The organism is Burkholderia cepacia (assembly GCF_001718835.1).
In the GTDB taxonomy this organism is placed as follows: Bacteria; Pseudomonadota; Gammaproteobacteria; order Burkholderiales; family Burkholderiaceae; genus Burkholderia; species Burkholderia cepacia_F.
In genome coordinates this window covers 2808182-2831283 of record NZ_CP013443.1, presented here as the reverse complement: position 1 = coordinate 2831283, position 23102 = coordinate 2808182, and the positions used below count along the sequence as shown (strand labels likewise).

The window sequence follows — 23102 nt, the reverse complement described above, 5'->3', positions numbered from 1 at the left end:
GGCGGCCGGCGGTCAGTGCGCGGCCGCCCACAGCCACACGCCGCATGCAACCGCGACCGTGCCGTACACGGCGTAGACGGGCACCTTGAAGCGCGCGAAGCAAAGTGTCGCGAAGGCGCCCGTCAGCCAGTACACGGGGTCGCCCGGTTCGCGGTGCAGGATCCTCACGACGGCGACGACGAGAAAACCCGTGGTTGCCGCGCGCAGCAGGCGCATCCCGTGCTCGAAGCGAGAATGGCGCTTGAGCCGGGACAGATGGTTCTGCGCGAACACGACGAGGCAGCCCGACGGAATGAACAGCGCGGCGGTCGCGAGCAGCGCGCCGACCCAGCCGTCGGTCAGGTAGCCGAGGAACGGCACGACGTTCAGCAGCGGCCCGGGCGCGACGGGCGACAGCGCGAACGCAAGCGTGAAGTCGTGATCGGAGATGCCCGTTGCCGGCGTGACGAACAGCGTCTTGAGCACGGGCAGCGCCGAAAAGCCGCCGCCGAACAGCGTCATGCCCGCGCCGGCGAGGCGCGGCCACAGCAGCGTCGCCTGATAGTTGCCGGGAATCGGCAGCGCGAACAGCGCGACGAACGCCGCGAGCACGACGAGCAGCTTGCGGTCGCGCTTCGCCAGCGTGAAATTGACCCGGTTCTCCTGCGGCGGCCCGGTCAGCCAGCCCGCCGCGAATGCGGCGAACAGGGTCACGACGAACGACGCGGGGCTGTGCGCGAACGCGAGCAGAATCGTCGACAGCGCGGCGATCAGCTGTTCGCGCCGTGTGCGCGCGAGCGCGCGCACCTGCTTGACCCACGTGACGCCGATCAGCGCGGCGAGCACCATGCCGAAGTGATTGATCAGCATCGGCGCAGCCAGCGAGCGTACGAATGGCGTGCGATAGAAGATCGCGAACAGCGTCATCAGGATGGAGAAGGGCAGCACGCTCGCGACGCCGGCGATCCACGCGCCGACGCGGCCATGCAGTGTCTGGCCGACCTGTACCGCCACGTTGCAGCCTACGGGGCCCGGCACGAGCCAGGCCAGCGACACGATGTCGCCGAACGCGGGCGGCTCGATGCGCCGCAGCCGCTCCACGTAGTGGCGTTCGAGCTGCGCCATCATCGAAAGCCCGCCCCAGGACACGGCGGAAATGCCCATGACGACCTTGAAAAAGGCCCACAGGGATTCCTGCTCCACGTGCCGGGCGGCTTCGACTTCGACGCTCATCATGGCGTGTATAGAGACGCGGACCCGTCGTCACTCGCGCGAACGGGCCCTGAATATAGGACGTCTGGCCATGGACGTACCTGCCTTGGGCATTGTCTGACCGATGGCGCGCGGCGGCCATGCGCGAAAACGCTAGGTAAACAAGCCGGACGGACAACGAAACAACGCGCGTCCGGGCGGCGTTGTTCAGGCGCCGGTGCTGCCCGTCGCGCGATGCGGGACGATTTTCGCGCGGCCGCCGCGCACGCCGAAGCGTGCGATCAGCGCGGGAATCGCGTCGGCCGGCACCGGTCGCGAGAACAGGAAACCCTGCGCCTCGATTTCGCCGAGCGCGGACAGCCACGTGATCTGCTCCTCGGTTTCCGTGCCTTCGACGACGACGGTCAGGCCGAGCGAGCGCGCGAGATGCACGATCGACGACACCATCACGCACACGCTGCGATCGTTCGGGATCGCCTGCACGAACGAGCGGTCGACCTTCAGCGTGTCGACGGAGAAGCGGTGCAGGTACGACAGCGACGAATAGCCGGTGCCGAAATCGTCGAGTGCGATCCGGATGCCGAGTTTCTTCAGTGCGACGATCTTCTCGGACACGAGTTCCGGATATTCCATCATCGCGGTTTCGGTGATCTCGATTTCGAGCCGGTTCGCGTCGATGCCGGTTTCCTGCAGCGTGCTCGAGATCGTCTCGATCAGGTCGCCGCGCCAGAACTGCACCGGCGAGATGTTGACCGCGAGCGTCAGCGTATCGTGGCCCTCGTCGCGCCAGCGCGCGATCTGCTCGCACGCGGTGCGGATCACGAAGTCGCCGATCGGCACGATCAGGCCGGTCGATTCGGCAATCGAAATGAATTCGTTCGCGGAGATGATCCCGTGCTCGGGGTGATCCCAGCGCGCGAGCGCCTCGAAGCCGGTGATGTGGCGGTGCGTGAGGTCGATCTTCGGCTGGTACGCGAGGAACAGCTGCCCCTCGGCGAGCGCGACGCGGAGTTGCTGTTCCCAGCGCATCAGGTGGTCGGCGCGGTGCGACAGGTGCGGCGCGTAGAACTGGTAGCAGTTCTTGCCGGCGTCCTTCGCGCTGTACATCGCGAGATCGGCCTTCTTCAGCAGGTCGATCTCGCTTTCGTTCGCGACCGTGTGCAGCGCGATGCCGATGCTCGCGTGCAGCACGAACGAGCTGCCGCGCACGTCGAACGGTTCGCTGAACATCCGGATGATCGCTTCCGCGAGCCGTACCGCGCGCCGCTCGACGTCGTCGCCCTTCATCACGACGACGAACTCGTCGCCGCCGATCCGCGCGAGCGAGCCTTCGTCGCCGACCGCATCGGCCAGGCGCGACGCGGTCATCTGCAGCACGATGTCGCCGGCGTTGTGGCCGAGCGTGTCGTTGACGGTCTTGAAGTTGTCGAGATCGATGAACAGCAACCCGAGCCGCGACAGGCTCGCCGGCATCGACACGTCGTTGCGCAGCCCGCGCAGCGTCGCATAGCGGTTCGCGAGGCCGGTGAGCAGGTCGTATTCGGCGAGCTGCGTCATCTCGCGCTCGCGGCCGAGCAGCTTGCCGATCAGGCCCGTCGCGACGCCGAAGAACGCGAGCATCGCGAGCGTGATGAAGCTTGTCATCAGCAGGTAGACGTTGCGCGTGTGGTAGTAGTCCGCGAATTCCTCGGTCTGCGACAGCCCGACCATCACCGCGAGCGGGTAGCCGTCGAGGTGGCGGTACGACACGATGCGCGTCACGCCGTCGATCGGGTCGATGATCGTGCCCGTCACGCGCTCGGCGATCGGGTAGACACCCGACGCCGAAAACGCACCCGGCGCGTTGCTGACCGAGCCCGTGCGCCGCGCGAGCACGCCGCCCGTATCGGACACGACCGCGATCACGCCTTCCTTGCCGATCGCCGCGTTGTTGTAGAAGTCGTTCGTGAAGTAGCTCGGGTCTTCCGACACGACGACGATGCCCGCGAAGCTGCCGTCCGGGTTGTTCAGGCGGCGTGTCATCTGCAGCGTCCAGTGGCTCGATACGCGGCCGAGCACGGGCTTGCTGATGAAGAGGCGGTCGTCGTTGTGCGCGAGGTGAACCTTGAAGTGCTCGCGGTCGGACAGGTTGATCGGCTGCGGATGCAGCTCGGCCGTGTTCGCGAACAGGATGCCCTTCGCGTTGACGAGCGACACCTGGATCAGCGTGTCGCTCGGCACGACGCCTTTCTCGACGGCACTCGCGAGGTTGAAGCGCGCGGGGGACTTCTCGAATTCGAACTTGACGAAGCGGGTGATCTGGTCGACCTGGTGGATCGCCTTGACCGTATGCTGCTCGAGCGCGGAGGACAGGATCGCCGCGGAAGCCGCCGCCTCCTTGTATGCGCTGTCCTTTTCCACCGAGAGTCGCGCGATGATCACGGCCCACAGCAGCGCAAGCGCCAGCATCCCGAGCAGCGGGATCGCAAATAGCGCACGCCGGCGCGATTTGCGCGGCGCGCGAAGCGGCCGGGTCGGCGGCGTGTGGTTGGACCGGGCGGAGCTCATCGGAAAGGGGCGGCGTCCTGGCGCGCATGCGCCATCCCGCAGGATGGCTGAATATGGGGTCGCGTCAGCGGCTGTTCATCTGCGGAAAAACGCATCTATGGACAGACCCTCAAGCGACGGATTAGGCCCGATATTACTGGCTGGAACGTTTTTGCGATAGCTGGGTAAGCATAGCGCCGGCAGCCGCGGTGCGCATGGCGCGCCGCGAAATATCCGATGATCAGACGGAAAGCCGGAAACTGCCGTCGACGATCGTGACGGCGCTGCCGCCGATCCACGTCGTGCCGTCGTCGTCGTAGTCGACGCAAATGCGGCCGTCGCGGCCGATCGCCGTACCCTGGCGGGCCGTATACGACGGGCCGGGGCGGCGCCCCTGCCGTGTCAGCAGCCCGGCCAGCGCGGCGTTTGCGCTGCCGGTGACGGGATCCTCGCCGAAGCCGAAGTTGCCGCCCGTCATCAGGCAGCGGATTTCGAACGTCGCGGGGCCGCCTTCTGCGTGCGGCGCATAGACGGCGAGGCCGTCCATGCCGTAACGGTGCGTGAGCGCCGCCAGCGCGGCCGGATCGGGCGACAGGCCGACGCACGCGTCGGCAGACTTCAGCCGCACGACCAGCCACGGCGCGCCGTTGTCGACCGCGCACGGCTCGGCTTCCAGGTCGATCGCGTCGCTGCGCAGCGCGGCAGCCAGCGCCGCGTAGTCCGAACGGTCGAGCGGCGTGACACGGGCCGGCGGCGCGGCGAACGCCCAGCCGTCGGCCTGCTCGCGCAGCGCAACCAGGCCGACCCCGCACTGCTGGATCAGCCGCCCCGGCGTACGCGGCCGCGCGCCGCTTTCCAGGAACGCATGCGCGGTGCCGAGCGTCGGGTGGCCGGCGAACGGCAGTTCACCGGCCGTCGTGAAGATCCGCACGCGGTAGTCGGCTTCCGGATCGGTCGGCGTGCAGACGAACGTCGTTTCCGACAGGTTCGTCCAGCGGGCGATCTCGAGCATGGCGTCGTCGCCGAGCGAATCGGCGTCGAACACCACGGCGAGCGCGTTGCCCTTGAACGGCACCGACGTGAACACGTCGACCTGCTTGAAGCGGACGAGACGGCCGGGCACCGTGTTGCGCCCGTTACGCAACTTCGGCGATCAGCTCGATCTCGACGCACGCGCCGAGCGGGATCTGCGCGACGCCGAAAGCCGAGCGTGCGTGCTTGCCCGCGTCGCCGAACACGTCGGCGATCAGTTCCGACGCGCCGTTCGTCACGACGTGCTGTTCGGTGAAGTCGAGCGTCGAGTTGACGAGGCTCATCAGCTTGACGATGCGCGTGACCTTGTTCAGGTCGCCGGTGTGCGCGTGCAGCGTCGCGAGCAGGTCGATCGCGATCGCGCGCGCGGCCGCCTTGCCGTCTTCCGTCTGCAGATCCGCGCCGAGCTTGCCGGCCCAGACCTTGCCGTCTTTCTTCGCGATGTGGCCCGACAGGTAGACCGTATTGCCGCTTTGCGCGCTCATCACGTAGGCGGCGGCCGGTGCGCCGGCGGTCGGGAGCTCGATGCCGAGCGACTTCAGCTTGTCGTAGACGTTAGCCATGGATTCGATTCCTCGTAGAGAGTCGTGACAGGAAAAAGGGGATCAGAGGCGCTCGCGCAGCAGCTTGCCGAGGCGAGCGACGCCTTCCTCGATCTTCTCGGGCGGCACCGTCACGAACGACAGGCGCAGCGTGTTCTGCTGCGGGTCGTTCGCGAAGAACGGCGCGCCCGGCACGAAGGCGACGTGGTTGTCGACGGCCGCGGCGAGCAGCTTCATGCTGTCGATCTGCGCGGGCAGGTTCACCCAGATGAACATCCCGCCTTCCGGCCGGTTCCACGTGACGCCCTCCGGCATGTGGCGCTCGAGCGCGCCGAGCATCGCATCGCACTGCGCGCTGTACAGCTCGCGGATCGTCGGGATGTGCTCGTCGAGGAAACCGTCCTTGATCACTTCGTGCGCGATGCGCTGCGTGAGCGTCGGCGTGTGCAGGTCGGTGGCCTGCTTGGCCTGCACGAGCTTGAAGTGGAGTTCCTCGGGCGCAATGATGTAGCCGATCCGCAGGCCCGGCGCGAGCACCTTCGAGAACGTGCCGAGGTGCACGACGTGATCGGGTGCCATCGACAGCATCGTCGGCAGCGGCTCGCCGCGGTAGTTCAGCGCGCCGTACGGATCGTCTTCCAGCACCGGGAACGGGCTCGACTGCGCGAACGCGGCGAGCGCGCGGCGGCGCTCGACGGGCAGGCGGCGGCCGGTCGGGTTCTGGAAGTTCGGCTGCGCGTACAAGAGGCGCGCGCCTTGCGTGAGTTCAGGCGTGAGGCCTTCAGGCAGCAGGCCCTGTTCGTCGGTCGGCACCTGCACGTAGCGCGGCTCGTACAGCGAGAACGACTGCAGCGCGCCGAGGTAGGTCGGGGTTTCGACGAGGATCGGGCTGCCCGGATCGACGAGCGCCTTGCCGAGCAGGTCGAGCGCCTGCTGCGAGCCGGTGGTGACCAGCACCTGCGACACGCGCACGCGGTAGCGCTCGGCGATCCATTCGCGCAGCGGCAGGTAGCCTTCGGTCGCGCTGTACTGGAGCGCGGCGGCCGGCGCATCGCGCAGCACGCGATCGGCGGCGGCGCGCATGCGTTCGGCCGGGAACGTCGCGGGGGCGGGCAGGCCGCCGGCGAACGAGATGACCTCGGGGCGTTCCGTGACCTTCAGGATTTCGCGGATCGCAGAGCTCGTCAGCTTGCGGGCGCGTTCGGAAAGCTGCCAGTGCGGCGGGTGCAGGTCGCTCGGATTCATAGTCTCCTCGTTCGGATATCGTGGTCAGTCAAGAAAGGTCGTTCGGGCGAATCGCTTCGACGCTGCCGGGTGGGCAGGCGTGAACGCGATCGAGCCTTCGCGGCCGGGTGGGCAAAACCGATCAGGCAAAACGTCCATTATGGCGCACCTGTTCAGCCGGCGCGAGCCGGTTGCGGGGCCGTGGCGACCGCCGAGCGGCGCCCGAGCACCACGGTGGCGATCACCGCGGCCGCGAACAGCCACGTGGACGACGTGACCGTTTCGCCGAACAGCAGCGCGGAAAAGGCGATCGTGAAGAAAATCTGCAGCAGTTGCACCTGGCCCACGCGCGCGATGCCGCCCATCGCGAGCCCCGCGTACCACGCGAAAAAGCCGATGAACTGCGAAAAGAGGGTCACGTAGCCGAAGGCGAGCCACGTGCGCAGCGCGAGCGGGCCCGGATGCGCGGCATGCTGCATCCATGCGAGCCAGCCGACCGGCAGCACGAGGAACGGCGCGGACACGACGAGCGCCCAGCAGATCACCTGCCAGCCGCCGATCTGGCGCGCGAGGCGCGCGCCTTCCGCATAACCGAGCGCACCGATGCCGACCGCGACGAGCATCAGCGCGTCGCCGGCCTGCACGGTGCCGCCGCCGTCGCGCAGCGCGAACGCGATCACGAGCGCGCTGCCGGCCACCGCGCTGGCCCAGAACGCCTTCGACGGCCGCTCGTGCGACAGCCATGCCGCGTACAGCGCGACGAACAGCGGCTGGAGGCCGTTGACCACCGCGCCGTGCGACGCCGGTACCGATTTCATCGCCCATGCGGAGAACACCGGATACGCGATGATCACGCCGGCCGACGTGATCGCGAGGCTTTTCAGTTGCGCGCGGGTCGGCAGCGGCTCGCGGCGCCACCACAGCAGCAGGCCGGCCGGCACCGCGGCGGCGAGCGCGCGGCCGAGCCCGTTGAGCAGCGGATGGAGTTCGGAGACGACGATACGCGTCATCGGCAGCGTCAGGCTGAAGATCATGACGCCGATGAGGCCGAGCAGCATGCCTCGGGTTTCGCGCGAATTCATGGGATGGGTGTCTCCGTGTTGCAGGTATTGGGGTGGGGTCGGGGCAGCGGGGCGCTCAGCGCAGCGTGCGCGCGCCCTGCGGCGTGTCGAATTCGGCGACGAGCGCGGGCGGGCCGTCGGCGGCTTCGAGGTCGAGCAGGTGGGCGGCGCCGAGCCAGTCGAGCTGCTCGCGGATCGCGTCCGCGCGCGGGTGGACGCCCTTGAGCGCCTTAAGCGCGACGCCGTCGCCCGGCAGCGATTCGGCCGGGTGGCGTGCGCTGTCCCACTGGATCAGCGACGGCACGAGGCCGTCGCCCGCGCCTTGCCACGCGGGGAACGCGCCGTCGTCGGGCACCGTGAGGCCCCAGCTCAGGTCGCCGCGCCGCATCGCGACGACCGGTGCGATGCGCGCCGGGTACTGGCTCCGCCACAGTGCGAGCTGGCGCGGACGGTCGACGCGCGCGACCCAGTGCGCGAGAAACGGGCCTTGCGCGAGCCGCGCGCGCATGGCCGGATCGTCGAGCGCGAACAGCCGGGCGCGCGGCGGCTCCGCGCCGTCGTTCGGCGCCGGCGCATCGGGATCGATCGCGATCACCTCGAGGTACAGCCCGCCCCACACGCCGAACAGCGCATTGTGGGTTCGCATCAGCGGGTGGCGGCCGCCGCCGGCCGGTTCGATGCCGAGCGCGTCGGCGACATGGCGTACGCCTTCGTCGAGCGTGCGCGCGGCGATCACGAGATGGTCGAGTGTCAGGGAGCGGGCTGCCATGAAGATCGGGGGTCGGAAAAGCAAGTCGGAAAAGTCAAAGTGTCGCGGTGGCAGGGCGCTCTGCCGGCCGGCGCGTCGGGCTTGCGCGGCGCCGGCGGGCGGCCCTGTCCGGCAGGCGCCGCCGCCGGCAGCGGCGGCCGCGCGCCGCATGGTCCGATCAACTGTAATCGTCGCTACCGGCACAGTAACGGTACAATCGGCGCGATTGCCTTCGGTACAGTTGGAGCCTTGCCATGTCGACCGTTCCGCTCGATCAGATTCCCGTGCCGCACGATACGGCCACGCTCACGCTTGTCGACCAGCTGGTCCAGTGGGCGCGGCGGCGCATCGACGAACGCGTGTTCCGGCCCGGCATGCGGATGCCGTCGATCCGCAAGCTCGCGCTCGACAAGAGCGTATCGCGCTTCACCGTCGTCGAGGCCTATGAGCGGCTCGTCGCGCAGGGCTACCTCGACTCGCGGCGCGGCTCGGGTTTCTACGTGCGCGAGCGGGTCGCCGGCCCGCAGCCGCTCGATCCGGCGTCGCGCGGCGCCGAGGCCGCGCCGGTGCACAACACGATCGACGTCGTCTGGCTGCTGCGCAACATGCTGCACACCGTCAGCCCGGAAAAGGGGCCGGGTCTCGGCTATCTGCCGGGCCGCTGGCTCGACGGCGAACTGATTACCGGCGCGCTGCGCGCGCTCGGGCGCCAGTCCGGCGCGCAGATGCTCGGCTTCGGCACCGCGCAGGGCTTCCTGCCGCTGCGCCAGCAACTGCAGACGCGCCTCGCCGAAGTGGAGATCGGCGTGAAGCCCGAGCAGATCGTGCTGGTGTCGGGGATCACGCAGGCGATCGACCTGATCTCGCGGATCTACGTGAAGCCCGGCGATGCGGTGATCGTCGGCGATCCGGCCTGGTTCCAGATGTTCGGCCGCTTCGCGGCGCAGGGCGCGCAACTCGTCGGGATGCCTTACACGCCGGACGGCCCCGATCTCGACGCGCTCGAGACGCTGGTGCAGATGTGGCGGCCGAAGATGCTCGTGATCAATTCGGTGCTGCAGAACCCGACCGGCACGTCGCTGTCGGCCGCGCAGGCGTTCCGGATCCTGAAGCTCGCGGAGGCGTACGACTTCCTCGTCGTCGAGGACGACATCTACGGCGACCTGTGCCCGCCGAGCTATCCGGCCACGCGCCTCGCGAGCCTCGACCAGCTGAAGCGCGTGATCTACCTCGGCAGCTATTCGAAGACGCTCGCGGCGAACCTGCGGGTCGGCTATGTCGCGTGCGCGCCGGAAATCGCGAAGGCGGTCACCGACCAGAAGATGCTGGTCGGGATGACGACGCCCGAGCTCAACGAGCGCGTGCTTTACAAGATCCTGACCGAAGGGCATTACCGGCGTCACGTCGAGCGGCTGCGCGCGCGGCTCGACGGCGTGCGCGACAAGACCGCGCGGATGCTCGAGCGCACGGGGCTCGGCCTCTTCACGATGCCGGCGGCCGGGATGTTCCTGTGGGCCGACACGGGCGTCGATTCCGACGCGCTCGCGGCGGTCGCGCACGAGGCCGGCTTTCTGCTGACGCCGGGCAGCCTGTTCTCGCCGCAGCAATCGCCGTCGACGTGGATGCGCTTCAACGTCGCGAACTGCGGCGATCCGGCGCTGGCGCCGTTTCTCGGTGAATATCTGGGCGCGGTGTCAAGGCGCGGGGCGGGGGGATGAGGTCCGCGCCCCGCGCCGACGGGGCAGGCAAGCGCTCAAACGGGGCGCTCCATGATCGGAGCGCTCGCTTCGAGCGGATTCGGATGACTTCGCTGCCGAGCGGCAGGTCGGACGCGTTACTTTTCCGAAGGCGCCACGCTACAACTTAGCGCATCCGCGCTGTCGTGCTTGTAGCCATCCGGATTCCTGTAGCCTTTTGCGATCCAGTAATCGGGATAGGCCGGGTCGAAAAGCAGCGATATCACGCCGAAATCGCAAGCCCGTCCTTTCAGCAGGTAGGCGATTTTCGGTTTGGCCGACGTCAGATCGCTTTCAATCACTTGATAGGGGCGCTTCGCGCAATTGGCAAAAGGCGTGTGCCATTCGATCGTTTTCTCGGTCACGCGAAGCTGGCCGTCGCATTGCCGACCGTGGCCGACGAAAGTCCCTGTAAGCGGCTGATTACCGGCATGCGCAACACTTGCCAGCATCGCTGCAAGAAGAGCAAGCCCCCGCGGAATTCTCACGGCGTGCATACCGACTCCTTGCCCTGCTGAATTGCCGCCAGCGCATAGTCGAGCTTTTTGGCGTAAGTGTCGGGCGCTTTCGTGTTGTAAAGCCGGCCGATGTTCGCCGTTGACGATAACTTCCAGCCCACGATGACTTTGCGTATTGTTGCCTTCTGATACTTCAAAACTTGTCCTGGGCGCAATATGCGGATACCGGGATTGAGCTTGCGTAGCGTGTCCGTAGTCGAACCTTGCTCCTTGGCGATCTTGTCTAGACTATCGCCAGGCTTGACGGTAATTTCGTACGTTCGTTGATCTGCGTCGGGTACGGTTTGTATTGAGAAATTGGCCATGCGCATGAGCAGATAACCGATGGCAGCACGAATGTTGTAACCGGGCAAGGTGCGTACATTGGCGCGAGTCAACGTTGATTTGACAGACGTCGGCAAGACAAGATCACCCCCTTCCTTACCTGACAACAGAGCGTCCAGGCCCGGATCGTTGTACATGCCGATTTGCATCGGATTGGTTGCCCACAATGGATCGCCGGCGCCGGTCTCGACCCATGCCATCGCCTTGATTAGTTGCCAGTCCAATGGACGATAACCGGCAACACCATCAAGGTGTCGATTGTACTCACCTACCGCTGCCCGAAACTCGCAATCGTAGATTTGCCATTTTGGATTTCCGGTTGCCGATTTAATACCGTCTTGCCATTTCTCGTAGCTGGATTTCGGTGGTGCGGGTGTAGCCATACTCGGTTTTCTCCATGATTGGTGGCATAGCACAGATTCGGATCGCGCTTTAACGTCGCGAGCCGTGACGGACCAGAACTGCCGGGGTTTCTGTCGCGCTACCCGCAGGCGACGATGCGGTGTGTGTTACGTCAAATGGCGGACGTTTTCCGCCATCACCGGCGCAGCGTCTAGCAAGCCGCCAACCGACGCGACCGCCCGATTCTCGATCGAGGGCATAATGTCGTCGGGGTGGAACGGGGCCAGCATCCCGCACGCAAGCGGACAGGCGTCGATCCGTATGGGAATCGCGCCCGAAAAATGGCGGGTGCCGAGATTGCCGCGCACGTGAAAGCGCTCGTCGGCTGGCCGTTGGGTTCGAAGCTGCACTGAATGATGTCGTCGTCCATCCGGCTGCGCATGCGTCATTGAAGCAAATTTCCGGCGGTGGAAATATTGGACTCGTTCGAATTTGTGCGGTTTGGCTGCCGGGGTTCGGCCGACACGCATGTGACGCATTCGCAATCCGCACGCTGCGATCGTCCGACGCCCCCTTGAAATTGCCTCGCCCATCCCCAGATGAGCGCGCGGACCCGTCCGGCATCGCGCGCCGGAGGCACCTTATCAAGTAAGAGGAAACAGCATCCATGGCACACGAAACGATGAGTTTTCAGGCAGAGGTCAAGCAACTTCTCCACCTGATGATCCATTCGCTCTACAGCAACAAGGAAATCTTCCTGCGCGAACTGGTGTCGAACGCGTCCGACGCGGCCGACAAGCTGCGTTTCGAAGGGCTCGCGGACAACGCGCTGTACGAGAACGATCCGAACCTGCGCATCCGCATCGGCTTCGACAAGGCCGCGCGCACGATCACGATCGAGGACAACGGCATCGGCATGAGCCGCGACGAGGCGATCGCGAATCTCGGCACGATCGCGCGTTCGGGTACCAAGGAATTCTTCACGAAGCTGTCCGGCGACCAGCAGAAGGACGCGGCGCTGATCGGCCAGTTCGGCGTCGGCTTCTACTCGGGCTTCATCGTCGCCGACCGGATCACCGTCGAGACGCGCCGCGCGGGCCTGCCGGCGAACGAAGCCGTGCGCTGGGAAAGCGCGGGCGAGGGCGACTTCACGATCGACGCGATCGAACGCGCGCAGCGCGGCACGACGATCACGCTGCACCTGCGCGAAGGCGAGGACGAGCTGCTGTCGTCGCACCGCCTGAAGTCGATCATCCAGAAGTATTCCGATCACATCGCGCTGCCGATCCTGATGCAGAAGGAAGAGTGGGATCAGGAAAAGGGCGAGATGGTCCTGAAGGACGAGGACGAGACCGTCAACCAGGCGAGCGCGCTGTGGACGCGTTCGAAGAGCGACGTCACCGACGAGCAGTACACGCAGTTCTACCAGCACATCGCGCACGACCACCAGGATCCGCTCACGTGGACGCATAACCGTGTCGAGGGCCGCAGCGAATACACGCAACTGCTGTTCGTGCCGGCGCACGCGCCGTTCGACCTGTGGAACCGCGACTACCGCGGCGGCCTGAAGCTGTACGTGAAGCGCGTGTTCATCATGGACGACGCCGAGCAACTGCTGCCGCAATACCTGCGTTTCGTGAAGGGCGTCGTCGATTCGGCCGACCTGCCGCTGAACGTGTCGCGCGAAATCCTGCAGGAAAGCCGCGACGTGAAGGCGATCCGCGAAGGCGTGACCAAGCGCGCGCTGTCGATGCTCGAAGAGCTCGCGAACGCGGAAGAGGATGCCGGCAAGGAGAAGTACAAGACGTTCTGGGGCGCGTTCGGCCAGGTGCTGAAGGAAGGCCTCGGCGAGGATCACGCGAACCGCGAGCGCATCGCGAAGCTGCTGCGCTTTGCGTCGACGCACGGCGACACCGACGCGCAGGACGTGTCGCTCGCCGATTACGTGTCGCGCATGAAGCCCGAGCAGAGCAAGATCTACTACGTGACGGCCGATACGTGGCAGGCCGCGAAGAACAGCCCGCACCTGGAAGTGTTCCGCAAGAAGGGCGTCGAGGTGCTGCTGCTGACCGACCGCGTCGACGAATGGATGCTGTCGTTCCTGCATGAATTCGACGGCAAGCCGCTCGCGAGCGTGGCACGCGGCGATCTCGACCTCGGCGAGCTGAACGACGAAGAGAAGAAGGCGCAGGAAGAAGCGGGCGAGGCGATCAAGCCCGTCGTCGAGAAGATGAAGGAAGCGCTCGGCGACAAGGTGAAGGAAGTGCGCGTCACGTTCCGCCTGACCGATTCGCCGTCGTGCCTCGTCGCCGACGACAACGACATGAGCGGCTACCTGCAGCGGATGCTGAAGGCGGCCGGCCAGAATGCGCCGGCGATGCAGCCGATCCTCGAGATCAACCCGGAGCACGCGCTCGTGAAGCAACTGAAGGCCGACAGCGCCGATTTCGGCGACTGGGCCCACCTGTTGTTCGATCAGGCGCTGCTGGCCGAAGGCGGCATGCTCGACGATCCGGCGAGCTTCGTGAAGCGGACCAACGCGCTGCTGCTGTCGCGCGCCGCGTGAACACGCGCCTGCGATTCGACGGCGGGCAGGCCGGCTGGCGCGAGACGCCGCGGCCTGGCTGCACGCTCGACCAGCGCGACTGGCTGACGCGCGGCGGATCGCTGACCGCGCACCTCGCGCGGCTCGGCCGCGTGAACGTGCGCGTGACGCGCGAGGCCGTCGACTGCCCGTGGTTCGACGAGCCGGACGCGCTCGCCAGTTCGCCGCGCGCGCCGATGTGGGTGCGCGAGGTGATCCTGTCGGTCGACGGTACGCCTTTTGTTGCCGCGCACAGCATCGCGCCGCTGGCGGCCAGCAAGGGCGTGTGGCAGGCGATGCGGCGGCTGCGCACGCGGCCGCTGGCCGAGCTGCTGTACAGCGATCCGCAGGTCGAACGTTCTGCGCTCGTCAGCCGGCGCGTGATCGCCGGCCATCCGCTGTATGCGCTGGCGACGCATGCGCTGGGCGCGGGCGCGCGCGCGCCGCATGCGTTTGCTGCGCGGCGGTCGGTGTTCCAGCGTCACGGCAAGCCGTTGATGGTCACCGAATGCATGCTGCCGGCGCTGTGGCGGCATGTCGAAGCATATGGCGACGCTCTGCGCCCGTCGGGGGCCGGGTGATGCTGCAGGGGTTTGCGCCGGTCGTCGGGCCGCATACGCACACGATGATCCTCGGCAGCTTTCCGGGCGAGGCGTCGCTCGATGCCGCGCAGTATTACGCGCATCCGCGCAACCAGTTCTGGCGGTTGCTGGGGGCGGTGCTCGGCGAGCCTGCGTTGCATGAGCTCGCTTATGACGCGCGGCTCGAACGCGTGCTGAAGCACGGCATCGGCATCTGGGACGTCCTCGATGCGTGCCATCGGAAAGGCAGTCTCGACTCGGCGATCCGGAATGCGAAGCCGAACGACTTCGATGCGCTGCGCGAGCACGCGCCGCTGCTGAAGAAGGTGTGCTTCAACGGCAAGACGGCAGGGCGGTTCGCCGACGTGATCGGCCAGGCCGGGTACGAGACGCTCGTGCTGCCTTCGTCGAGCCCGGCGAATGCGATGTTGTCGTTCGAGCAGAAGCTGGTGCTGTGGCGTCGGATCAGGCTTTGACCGACAGATTACGTCCCACTTTCCGCCCGGACGGAGCTTGTCGGGATAGCGTGTTGAGCTTCCCATTCGCGTCGCGTCTTGGCCAGTTCCCGCGCGAGTATTTCCTCGTCCGGAAGGACCATATGATATTCGGCGGCGAGCACTTTGTTAGGCAGTCCCTCAAGGGCGTATCGCGCGATCGCGGCATTGGTTCGAGCACATAATATGAGCCCTACCGGCGGATTCTCGCCCGGAAGCGTCCAATGCTCCTTCGCATAGTTGCAGTACATATGCATCTGGCCGACGTCAGCATGATTCAGTTCGGTCAGCTTGAGATCGATGATGACAAGGCATCGCAAACGCCGGTGAAAGAAGAGCAGGTCCACGCGAAACCAGCTGTCGCCGATGCGTAGTCTTCGCTGTCGGCCCACGAACGTGAAGTCGCCACCGAGTTCGAGCAGGAAATCCTCAAGCCGTTGGATCAACGCCTCCTCGAGCTGCGTTTCCGAATATTCGTCTTTGAGATCGAGGAATTCGAGAACGTATGGATCCTTGATCGCTTCCTCGGGCGTCATTGCATCGCCGCGCTGCGCGACGCCACCCTCATCGAGTATCGCGCGCTTGTTCCTGGACATCAGCGCCCGAGTATAGAACTGACTGCCGATCTGTCTGTCTAGCTGGCGCACGCTCCAGCCGCCTCGCAACGCCTCGGCTTCGTAAAAGCTGCGCTCTTCGGACGAACGCGTACGTCGGATCAGGTGGACATAGTGCGTCCAGGAAAGCGGAAGACTCTCGGCCAATTCCTGGAGCGAAAAATCCCGAATCGGTGATACGGATTTTGATGCCGGATCTGCTGCCGCAGATTTCCGAATCAATGATTCGGAAATCGTGGCCGGCGGATAGCTCTGGTAGAACAGTCGCATCAGCTCCAAATTGTCGACCCCGAAACCACGGCCGAATCGCCTGGTCAGGTCCGCAGACAAGCGCTGCAGGAGCGCGTGCCCATACGCCGCGCGAGCATCGCCGCCTTGCTCGGATTCGACGATGCGACGGCCGATTTGCCAGTAAGTCGCCGTCATCAGGGCATTGATGCTGCGTGCCGCGGCCTTTCGACCCTGCTCGAGCATCGTGACCACATCGCTGAGTGTTTTCTTATAGTCATTCTCGGGCACTGTCACGTCGTTCATGACACCATCACTCCTCGATGTGCTTCATCACTGAATGTCTTGCCTTTCGAAAAAACGAACGGTGTGCAGGTTCTGGCATTCGTCAGCAGGTTAGAGACACATTCATGTATTGCATTGTAATGTAATTGAAAGAGTGCTCGTCAAGAGCCACACCGCGGAACTTTGGAGATGATCGAGGTGGGCGGTGCTGACGAGGTGTCAAATTTGCCAAAACGCTAACCAGTTCTGGCGGTTGCTCGGCGAGGTGCTTGGGGGGCTGCGGCGCACGAGCTCGCGCACGGCGTGCGTCTCGAGCGTGCGGTGCAGCACGGCATCGGCATTTGGGACGTGCTCGCCGCGTGCCACCGCGAAGGGAGTCTCGATTCGGCGATCCGGAATGCGAAGCCGAACGATTTCGATGCGCTGCGCGAGCACGCGCCGCTGCTGAAGAAGGTGTGCTTCAACGGGAAGACGGCGGGGCGGTTCGCCCAGGATCGACTCGGCATCCTTGTTCTGAATTTGCGCCAGCAGTTGATCGATCAGCTGATCGGGGAACAGCTTCGGCGCCTTCGGGTTCTTGCTCTTCTTGGTCACAGTTGCTTCGGTCATAGGACGTTATTTCCGTTATCGTCTCATGACCTCGACACACAAGAAATCTGACAGGCTCGCACGGGGTTTAAGGCGGCCCGGCCAGCCGTGGTCAATCGTCCTTGCCCCAACGCCATTTCGGCTTTTCGCCCCTCAGCCAGCACACGACGACCAGCGCCGCGGACAGCACCGCAACGCACGAGCCGAATGCGAATGGCGCGTCGTGCGGCGGCAGAAGCGACGCGCTCGCGGCGACGCCGAGCATGTACAGAAGCAGCGCCACCCAGCCTTGCCAGGTGACCGGCAAACCCCATCCCCATCCATAGCGTTTGGCCGGGAACCAGATTTTCTTGCCGTTCGATGCCATGCGATCTCCGGTCGTCAATGGATGCAGCGTAGCGCCAACAGGCGGCGAAGTCATGCGCGATCGAAGCGCTTCGCTACGGTGCTGTCGAGGGTCGTCCCCCGCCGCGAATGCTATCCTCTCGTCCGCTAAAACCGGCATCACCCAGCGAGATTCAATCATGACCCGACTGATCAAGCGCGCGTCCGCCGAGGCGCGCGCGTTCAAGAATGGCAAGCCGTCCGCGTACAACGGCTCCGAAAAACTCCAGCCGCCGCGCGTGAAGCGCCGCCCGGACATCGACGAGCACGACGACGTGCCCGTGCTCGAAGCGCCGCGCAAGCCGCGCTTCGCGCCCGTCACGTTCTCGGAAGAGGGCGGCGTGCGCTTCCTGCACTTCGGCACCGAATGGGTACAGGGTGCGATGCGGATCTCGAAGCCGCTGCACATCGAGCTCGAATACGCGCAGCAGATGATGGCGTGGCTGCTGTTCCTCGAAACGCCCGGGCGGATCGTCCAGCTCGGGCTCGGCACCGGCGCGCTGACCAAGTTCTCGCACCGCTTCCTCCCGCAAGCGAAAGTCGAGGCCGTCGAGCTGAACCCGGCCGTGATCGTCGCCGCGCGCACGATGTTCGCGCTGCCGCCCGACGATGCGCGTCTCGCCGTGCACGAAGCCGACGCATGGGATTTCGTCAACGATCCCGCCAACCGCGGCACGACGGGCGCGATCCAGATCGACCTGTACGACGCGACCGCGCGCGGCCCCGTGCTCGACAGCGTCGCGTTCTACCGTGCGGTGCGCGGCTGCCTCGCCGACGCGGGCATCGCGACGATCAACCTGTTCGGCGATCATCCGAGCTTCGTGCGCAACATGAAGCACCTGAACGCGGCATTCGAAAATCGCGTGATCGCGCTGCCGGAAGTGCATGACGGCAACCGGATCGCGATCGCGTTCTCGGGCCCCGCGCTCGACGTGTCGTTCGCCCGGCTCGACGCGCGTGCGAAGCTGATCGAGGCGGCCGTCGACCTGCCCGCGCGCAAGTGGGTGAAAGCTTTGAAAGCATCTGTCGCGCCGAACGCGACGTCGTTCTCGATCTGATGCCTCATGCGCCGGCCGGATGCCGGCGCGAGCGCGCGACAGGGACGGATCGTCCGGGTTCGCCCCTGCTTGACCGCGTGCTCGCGGCTCCTATACTGGCGCGAAGCCAGGGGAGCCGCAGCCTACCCGTTTTGCGCTCCTCTCGGCGCCGTACCCGCTCAACAAGATCGATAACCGGGAAAGAAGAGGAGACGTCATGGCTCACGATGCCGACGCCAACCGGGCCGCCAAGCGCTGGCTCTGGCTGCTGGTGCTGCCGCTGATCGCGATGGTCTGGGTACCGTCGTACAGCAAGATCGAACCGCAGTTGTTCGGTTTTCCGTTTTTCTACTGGTACCAGCTGCTGTGGGTCTTCATCAGCGCGGTGATCACCGCGTTCGTGTACTTCAAGACCAAGAACGCGTGGACGGGGGGCGGCACGCAAGGAGGCCGTCGATGAACCTTGCCGCGACCTTCGTCTTCGTGCTGCTGTTCATCGGCGTCACGATCATCGGTTTCCTGGCCGCGAACTGGCGGCGCGGCGATCTCGCCCATCTCGACGAATGGGGCCTCGGCGGACGCCGCTTCGGCACGATCGTCACGTGGTTCCTGCTCGGCGGCGACCTCTATACGGCGTATACGTTCGTCGCGGTGCCCGCGCTCGTGTTCGGCGCCGGCGCGATGGGTTTCTTCGCACTGCCCTATACGATCCTGATCTATCCGTTCGCGTTCGTCGTGTTCCCGAAGCTGTGGAGCATCGCGAAGCGGCACGGTTACGTGACGGCCGCCGACTTCGTCAATGCCCGCTACGGCAGCCGGATGCTCGCGCTCGCGATCGCGGTGACGGGCATCGTCGCGACGATGCCGTACATCGCGCTGCAGCTCGTCGGCATCGAAGTGGTGATCGGCGCGCTCGGCTTCGACACGACCGGCTTCGTCGGCGACCTGCCGCTGATCATCGCGTTCGCGATCCTCGCCGCGTACACGTACACGTCGGGCCTGCGCGCGCCCGCGATGATCGCGATCGTGAAGGACGTCCTGATCTACATCACGATTGCGGCGGCCGTCATCGTGATCCCGGCGAAGCTCGGCGGCTTCGGGCACATCTTCGCGAGCGTGCCGCCGGCGAAGCTGCTGCTGAAGGCGCCCGATGCGGCGAGCCTGAACGGCTACAGCGCGTACGCGACGCTCGCGATCGGCTCGGCGCTCGCGTTGTTCCTGTATCCGCACTCGGTCACGGCGATCCTGTCGTCGTCGTCCGGCAACTCGATCCGCCGCAACATGGCGATGCTGCCCGCGTACTCGTTCGTGCTCGGCCTGCTCGCGCTGCTCGGCTACATGGCGCTTGCGGCGGGCGTGAAGGACATGCCGCAGTACGCGCCGTACTTCAAGGCGTTCGGCCCGAACTTCGCTGTGCCCGCGCTGTTCCTCGAGTATTTCCCGTCGTGGTTCGTCGGCGTCGCGTTCGCGGCGATCGGCATCGGCGCGCTGGTGCCCGCCGCCATCATGTCGATCGCGGCCGCGAACCTGTACACGCGCAACATTCACCGAGAGTTCGTGAACCGCAACATGTCGCATGACCAGGAAACACACGTCGCGAAGCTCGTGTCGCTGATCGTGAAGGTCGGCGCGGTCGCGTTCATCCTCGGGCTGCCGCTGACCTATGCGATCCAGCTGCAGCTGCTCGGCGGGATCTGGATCATCCAGACGCTTCCCGCGATCGTGCTCGGCCTCTATACGCGCGTGCTCGACCATCGCGGCCTGCTGGCCGGCTGGGCGGCGGGCATCGTGTGCGGTACGTGGATGGCGATTTCGCTGAAGCTCGCCAGTTCGATCTTCACGATCCACCTGTTCGGTCTCGCGATTCCCGGCTACGCGGCCGTGTGGTCGCTGGTCGTGAACCTGGTGGTGGCGGTGGCGGTGAGCGTGCTGGTGCGCGTGATGGGCATGGCGCATGCGGAGGATCGCACGCGGCCGGAGGACTATCTCGACGTCGTCGAGAGCTGACGCGCGTCGAACGCACGGAAACGCAAGCGCCCGCCACCGTGAGGTGGCGGGCGTTTTTTTCTCGTCAGTCCGCTGCGCGTTTCGCGAGCTCCTCGCGCTGCGACAGGTCTTCGACGTTGACCATCCAGTGCACGCCGAAGCGATCCCTGGCCATCCCGAAGCCGAGCGCCCAGAACGTCTTGCCGAACGGCATCGTCACTTCGCCGCCGTCGGCGAGCGCATTGAACAGCTTCTGGCCTTCCTCGACCGTCGCCGGGTTCAGCGACAGCGAATAGCCGGCGTGCGCGGCGCCGGCCGGCTGGCTGCAGTCGCCGTCCGAGCACATGATCATCGAGTCGCCGATCGTGAAGCTTGCGTGCATCACCTTGTCGCCCATCTCCGGCGCCATCGGGTAGTCGGGATTCGGCGGCGCGTCCTTGAAGTGCATCTTGAACATCGTCTTCGCACCGAGTGCCTTTTCGTAGAACTGAAGGGCTTCGTCGGCACGACCGTAGAACGTCAGGTACGGTTGAACTTGCATCGTTGTCTCCTGTTCCGGGGTGAGCGCCCGGGAGGCGGCCGGCGCACCCGTGACGTGGATTGTAGTGCGTGGGTCTGACAGCGGGATGAAAAAACGGCCGCGAACGCAAGGTTCGCGGCCGTTTCCGGCAAGACTGCTGACGGCTGTTGTCAGACTGGCTGCCGCCTGCTGACGTTCGGCAGGGTTCAGCGCAGCGAGTCGATCAGCTTCTCGAGCTTCACCGCATCGGCGGCGAATACGCGGATGCCTTCGGCGAGCTTCTCGGTTGCCATCGCGTCGTCGTTCAGCTGGAAGCGGAACGACGCCTCGTCGATCGCGACGCGCTCGGCGGGCTTGTCGTGCAGCGCTTCCGGCGACAGCTTGCGCGTGACCGTGTCGTTGCTGTCCTGCAGCTTCTGCAGCAAATCGGGACTGATCGTCAGCAGGTCGCAGCCGGCGAGTTCGGTGATCTGGCTGGTCGTGCGGAAGCTCGCGCCCATCACTTCGGTCTTGTAGCCGAACGTCTTGTAGTACGTGTAGATGCGGCGCACCGACTGCACGCCCGGATCGTTCGCGCCACCGTCCTTCTCTTCATTCCACTCCGCGCCGGCCTGCTTCTTGTACCAGTCGTAGATGCGGCCGACGAACGGCGAGATCAGCTGCGCGCCGGCTTCCGCGCAGGCGGCGGCCTGCACGAGCGAGAAAAGCAGGGTCATGTTGCACTTGATCCCGTCCTTCTGCAGCACCTCGGCCGCGCGGATGCCTTCCCACGTCGACGCGAGCTTGATCAGGATGCGCTCGCGGCCGATGCCGGCGTCTTCGTACAGCTTGATGAGCTCGCGACCCTTGTCGATCGAGCGCCGGGTGTCGAACGACAGGCGTGCATCGACCTCGGTCGACACGCGGCCCGGGATCAGCTTCAGGATCTCGGTGCCGAATGCGATCAGCAGGCGGTCGATGACGAAGTCGGTGCTTTCGTTGCGATGATCGCGGACGGTTTTCTCGAGGATCGGCTTGTACGCGTCCTTCTGGACGGCCTTCAGGATCAGCGAAGGGTTCGTGGTCGCGTCCTGCGGCTGGTATTGCGCAAGCTGCTGGAAATCGCCCGTGTCGGCGACGACGGTCGTGTACTGCTTCAGCTGGTCGAGTGCGGTAGTCATGGCGATTCGGAAGAAGGGCGCAAGGCGCCGGGTTCTCACGGGCCGCGCGAGCGCGGCGGCGAAGCGAAGCGGCGCCGGGCGCCGCTTCCGAACCATCATTCTAGGCCCGATTCGCGTCGGGCACGTTTCGGCATGTCCGGCGAGCGCCGTGCCGCATTACGCGGGGCGGCGCGCGTTCAGGATCACCTGCGTGACGATCCCCGCGACGAGCCCCCAGAACGCCGAGCCGATCGACAGCAGCGTGAGGCCCGACGCGGTGACCATGAACGTGACGAGCGCGGCCTCGCGCTGCTTCACGTCCTGCATCGCGTTCGCGAGGCCGCTCATGATCGAGCCGAACAGCGCGAGCGCGGCGACCGACACGACGAGCGCCTTCGGCAGCGCCGCGAACAGCGCGGCGATCGTCGCGCCGAAGATTCCCGCGACCAGGTAGAACGTGCCGCACCACACGGCGGCCGTATAGCGTTTCGCGTGATCCTCGTGCGCTTCCGGGCCCGTGCAGATCGCGGCCGTGATCGCCGCGAGGTTCACGCCGTGCGAGCCGAACGGCGCGAGCAGCAGCGATGCGAGGCCGGTGGTCGCGATCAGCGGCGACGACGGGGTCTGATACCCGTCCGCGCGCAGCACCGCGATGCCCGGCACGTTCTGCGACGCCATCGCGACGACGAACAGCGGAACGCCGATGCTGACGATCGACGCGATCGAGAACGCCGGCATCGTGAACACGGGCTTCGCGAACGCGATGTGAAAGCCGCTGAAGTCGAGCAGGCCGAGGCCGCCGGCCACCGCCGTGCCGACGATCAGCGTCGTCACGATCGCATAGCGCGGCGCGAGCCGCTTGACGATCAGGTACGTGAAGAACATCGCGAGCACGAGCGCGGTCTGGAACTGCGCGGCGCGGAAGATCTCGATGCCGATCTCGAACAGGATGCCCGCGAGCAGCGCGGCGGCGATGCCGGCCGGAATCTTGCGCATCAGCGTGTCGAACAGCCCGCTCACGCCGACGGCCGTCAGCAGCACCGCGCAGACGACGAACGCGCCGATCGCCTCGGGGTAGGGCACGCCGGGCAGCGACGCGATCAGCAGCGCGGCGCCGGGCGTCGACCATGCGACGACGACGGGCGCGCGAAAACGCAGCGACAGGCCGATCGTCGTCAGCGCCATGCCGATCGACAGCGCCCAGATCCACGACGAGATCTGCGCATCGGACAGGTGGGCGGCGCGGCCGGCCTGGAACATCAGCACGAGCGAGCTCGTGTAGCCGGTCATCATCGCGACGAAGCCGGCGACGAGTGCCGAGACCGACGTGTCAGAGAAGAAGCGACCGCTCGCGCGGCCCGCGTCCGCGGTGGACGACTGATTCATGGGTGACTCCGGAGAAGCGGGCCGCGCGGGCG

General features: G+C 65.9%; 22 protein-coding genes and 2 pseudogenes. 8 read left to right on the top strand and 16 right to left on the bottom strand.

Annotated elements, in window-relative coordinates:
- Positions 1 to 12: 12 nt before the first annotated feature.
- The 7 genes from WT26_RS16250 to WT26_RS16220 all read right to left on the bottom strand — a co-directional run bounded on the left by WT26_RS16250 (position 13) and on the right by WT26_RS16220 (position 8345).
- Positions 13 to 1215: a chromate transporter gene (locus WT26_RS16250; RefSeq protein ID WP_069273272.1), complete on the bottom strand. Its 1203-nt coding sequence runs from the start codon at positions 1213 to 1215 to the stop codon at positions 13 to 15.
- Positions 1216 to 1398: 183 nt separating this feature from the next.
- Positions 1399 to 3738, bottom strand: a complete 2340-nt coding sequence (locus tag WT26_RS16245; RefSeq protein ID WP_069273271.1) for an EAL domain-containing protein — start codon at positions 3736 to 3738, stop codon at positions 1399 to 1401.
- Positions 3739 to 3958: 220 nt separating this feature from the next.
- Positions 3959 to 4840, bottom strand: a complete 882-nt coding sequence (locus WT26_RS16240; protein ID WP_069273783.1) for a PhzF family phenazine biosynthesis protein — start codon at positions 4838 to 4840, stop codon at positions 3959 to 3961.
- A gap of 13 nt (positions 4841 to 4853) precedes the next feature.
- Positions 4854 to 5312 (bottom strand): RidA family protein, encoded by a 459-nt coding sequence (locus tag WT26_RS16235; protein ID WP_059530950.1) that lies wholly within the window; start codon positions 5310 to 5312, stop codon positions 4854 to 4856.
- Positions 5313 to 5354: 42 nt separating this feature from the next.
- Positions 5355 to 6536: a PLP-dependent aminotransferase family protein gene (locus tag WT26_RS16230; RefSeq protein ID WP_059530953.1), complete on the bottom strand. Its 1182-nt coding sequence runs from the start codon at positions 6534 to 6536 to the stop codon at positions 5355 to 5357.
- A 152-nt stretch (positions 6537 to 6688) separates the two neighbouring features.
- The gene (locus WT26_RS16225; RefSeq protein ID WP_059530956.1) at positions 6689 to 7597 is read right to left on the bottom strand and encodes a DMT family transporter; all 909 of its coding nucleotides are present in this window, start codon (positions 7595 to 7597) and stop codon (positions 6689 to 6691) included.
- 55 nt (positions 7598 to 7652) lie between these two features.
- The gene (locus WT26_RS16220; RefSeq protein ID WP_069273270.1) at positions 7653 to 8345 is read right to left on the bottom strand and encodes a VOC family protein; all 693 of its coding nucleotides are present in this window, start codon (positions 8343 to 8345) and stop codon (positions 7653 to 7655) included.
- A 233-nt stretch (positions 8346 to 8578) separates the two neighbouring features.
- Here WT26_RS16220 and WT26_RS16215 point away from each other — a divergent pair, with 233 nt between their 5' ends.
- Complete coding sequence (locus tag WT26_RS16215; protein WP_069273269.1) at positions 8579 to 10042, top strand: PLP-dependent aminotransferase family protein; 1464 nt, start codon at positions 8579 to 8581, stop codon at positions 10040 to 10042.
- 116 nt (positions 10043 to 10158) lie between these two features.
- Here WT26_RS16215 and WT26_RS16210 read toward each other — a convergent pair whose 3' ends face one another.
- The 3 genes from WT26_RS16210 to WT26_RS37355 form a co-directional block, all read right to left on the bottom strand.
- Positions 10159 to 10557 (bottom strand): hypothetical protein, encoded by a 399-nt coding sequence (locus WT26_RS16210; RefSeq protein WP_141715710.1) that lies wholly within the window; start codon positions 10555 to 10557, stop codon positions 10159 to 10161.
- Positions 10545 to 11285, bottom strand: a complete 741-nt coding sequence (locus WT26_RS16205; protein ID WP_059768910.1) for a LysM peptidoglycan-binding domain-containing protein — start codon at positions 11283 to 11285, stop codon at positions 10545 to 10547. Before WT26_RS16205 ends, WT26_RS16210 begins: the two co-directional genes overlap by 13 nt.
- Positions 11286 to 11411: 126 nt before the next feature.
- Positions 11412 to 11783, bottom strand: coding sequence for a hypothetical protein (locus WT26_RS37355; protein ID WP_143135471.1), 372 nt, complete (start codon positions 11781 to 11783; stop codon positions 11412 to 11414).
- Between the two features lie 128 nt (positions 11784 to 11911).
- Between WT26_RS37355 and htpG the strand changes: the two genes are divergently transcribed.
- From htpG to WT26_RS16190, 3 genes are read left to right on the top strand one after another with little or no spacing between them, the layout of a single operon-like run.
- A complete protein-coding gene (gene htpG / locus WT26_RS16200) occupies positions 11912 to 13810 on the top strand; it encodes a molecular chaperone HtpG (RefSeq protein WP_059530961.1) in 1899 nt (632 codons plus the stop codon).
- An 8-nt stretch (positions 13811 to 13818) separates the two neighbouring features.
- Positions 13819 to 14409, top strand: a complete 591-nt coding sequence (locus tag WT26_RS16195; protein ID WP_069273782.1) for a chorismate--pyruvate lyase family protein — start codon at positions 13819 to 13821, stop codon at positions 14407 to 14409.
- Positions 14409 to 14885 (top strand): DNA-deoxyinosine glycosylase, encoded by a 477-nt coding sequence (locus tag WT26_RS16190; protein WP_069273268.1) that lies wholly within the window; start codon positions 14409 to 14411, stop codon positions 14883 to 14885. The genes WT26_RS16195 and WT26_RS16190 overlap by 1 nt, the downstream gene beginning before the upstream one ends.
- 8 nt (positions 14886 to 14893) lie before the next feature.
- Here the strand turns inward: WT26_RS16190 and WT26_RS16185 are convergent, their stop codons facing one another.
- Positions 14894 to 16051 (bottom strand): PDDEXK nuclease domain-containing protein, encoded by a 1158-nt coding sequence (locus tag WT26_RS16185; RefSeq protein WP_059593133.1) that lies wholly within the window; start codon positions 16049 to 16051, stop codon positions 14894 to 14896.
- Positions 16052 to 16268: 217 nt separating this feature from the next.
- On the opposite strand from WT26_RS16185, the pseudogene WT26_RS38445 reads away from it, so the two are divergent.
- A pseudogene (locus tag WT26_RS38445) lies at positions 16269 to 16519 on the top strand (DNA-deoxyinosine glycosylase); the annotation flags it as partial.
- Here the strand turns inward: WT26_RS38445 and WT26_RS16180 are convergent.
- Positions 16514 to 16639, bottom strand: a pseudogene (locus tag WT26_RS16180) (transposase); the annotation flags it as partial. The pseudogenes WT26_RS38445 and WT26_RS16180 overlap by 6 nt on opposite strands.
- 91 nt (positions 16640 to 16730) lie before the next feature.
- Entirely contained in the window at positions 16731 to 16985 is a 255-nt protein-coding gene (locus WT26_RS16175; protein WP_060156224.1) for a hypothetical protein, read from the bottom strand.
- Positions 16986 to 17142: 157 nt separating this feature from the next.
- Between WT26_RS16175 and WT26_RS16170 the strand changes: the two genes are divergently transcribed.
- The 3 genes from WT26_RS16170 (at position 17143) to mctP (ending at position 20046) form a co-directional block, all read left to right on the top strand.
- Positions 17143 to 18060 (top strand): spermidine synthase, encoded by a 918-nt coding sequence (locus WT26_RS16170; protein ID WP_069273267.1) that lies wholly within the window; start codon positions 17143 to 17145, stop codon positions 18058 to 18060.
- A 196-nt stretch (positions 18061 to 18256) separates the two neighbouring features.
- Positions 18257 to 18499 (top strand): DUF3311 domain-containing protein, encoded by a 243-nt coding sequence (locus WT26_RS16165; protein ID WP_069273266.1) that lies wholly within the window; start codon positions 18257 to 18259, stop codon positions 18497 to 18499.
- Positions 18496 to 20046, top strand: coding sequence for a monocarboxylate uptake permease MctP (mctP, locus tag WT26_RS16160; protein ID WP_069273265.1), 1551 nt, complete (start codon positions 18496 to 18498; stop codon positions 20044 to 20046). Before WT26_RS16165 ends, mctP begins: the two co-directional genes overlap by 4 nt.
- A gap of 64 nt (positions 20047 to 20110) precedes the next feature.
- Here mctP and WT26_RS16155 read toward each other — a convergent pair whose 3' ends face one another.
- The 3 genes from WT26_RS16155 to WT26_RS16145 all read right to left on the bottom strand — a co-directional run bounded on the left by WT26_RS16155 (position 20111) and on the right by WT26_RS16145 (position 23070).
- Positions 20111 to 20566: a VOC family protein gene (locus WT26_RS16155; RefSeq protein ID WP_069273264.1), complete on the bottom strand. Its 456-nt coding sequence runs from the start codon at positions 20564 to 20566 to the stop codon at positions 20111 to 20113.
- 185 nt (positions 20567 to 20751) lie between these two features.
- A complete protein-coding gene (gene tal / locus WT26_RS16150; protein WP_059664674.1) occupies positions 20752 to 21705 on the bottom strand; it encodes a transaldolase in 954 nt (317 codons plus the stop codon).
- Positions 21706 to 21861: 156 nt separating this feature from the next.
- Positions 21862 to 23070, bottom strand: a complete 1209-nt coding sequence (locus tag WT26_RS16145) for a benzoate/H(+) symporter BenE family transporter (RefSeq protein WP_069273263.1) — start codon at positions 23068 to 23070, stop codon at positions 21862 to 21864.
- Positions 23071 to 23102 lie beyond the last annotated feature (32 nt).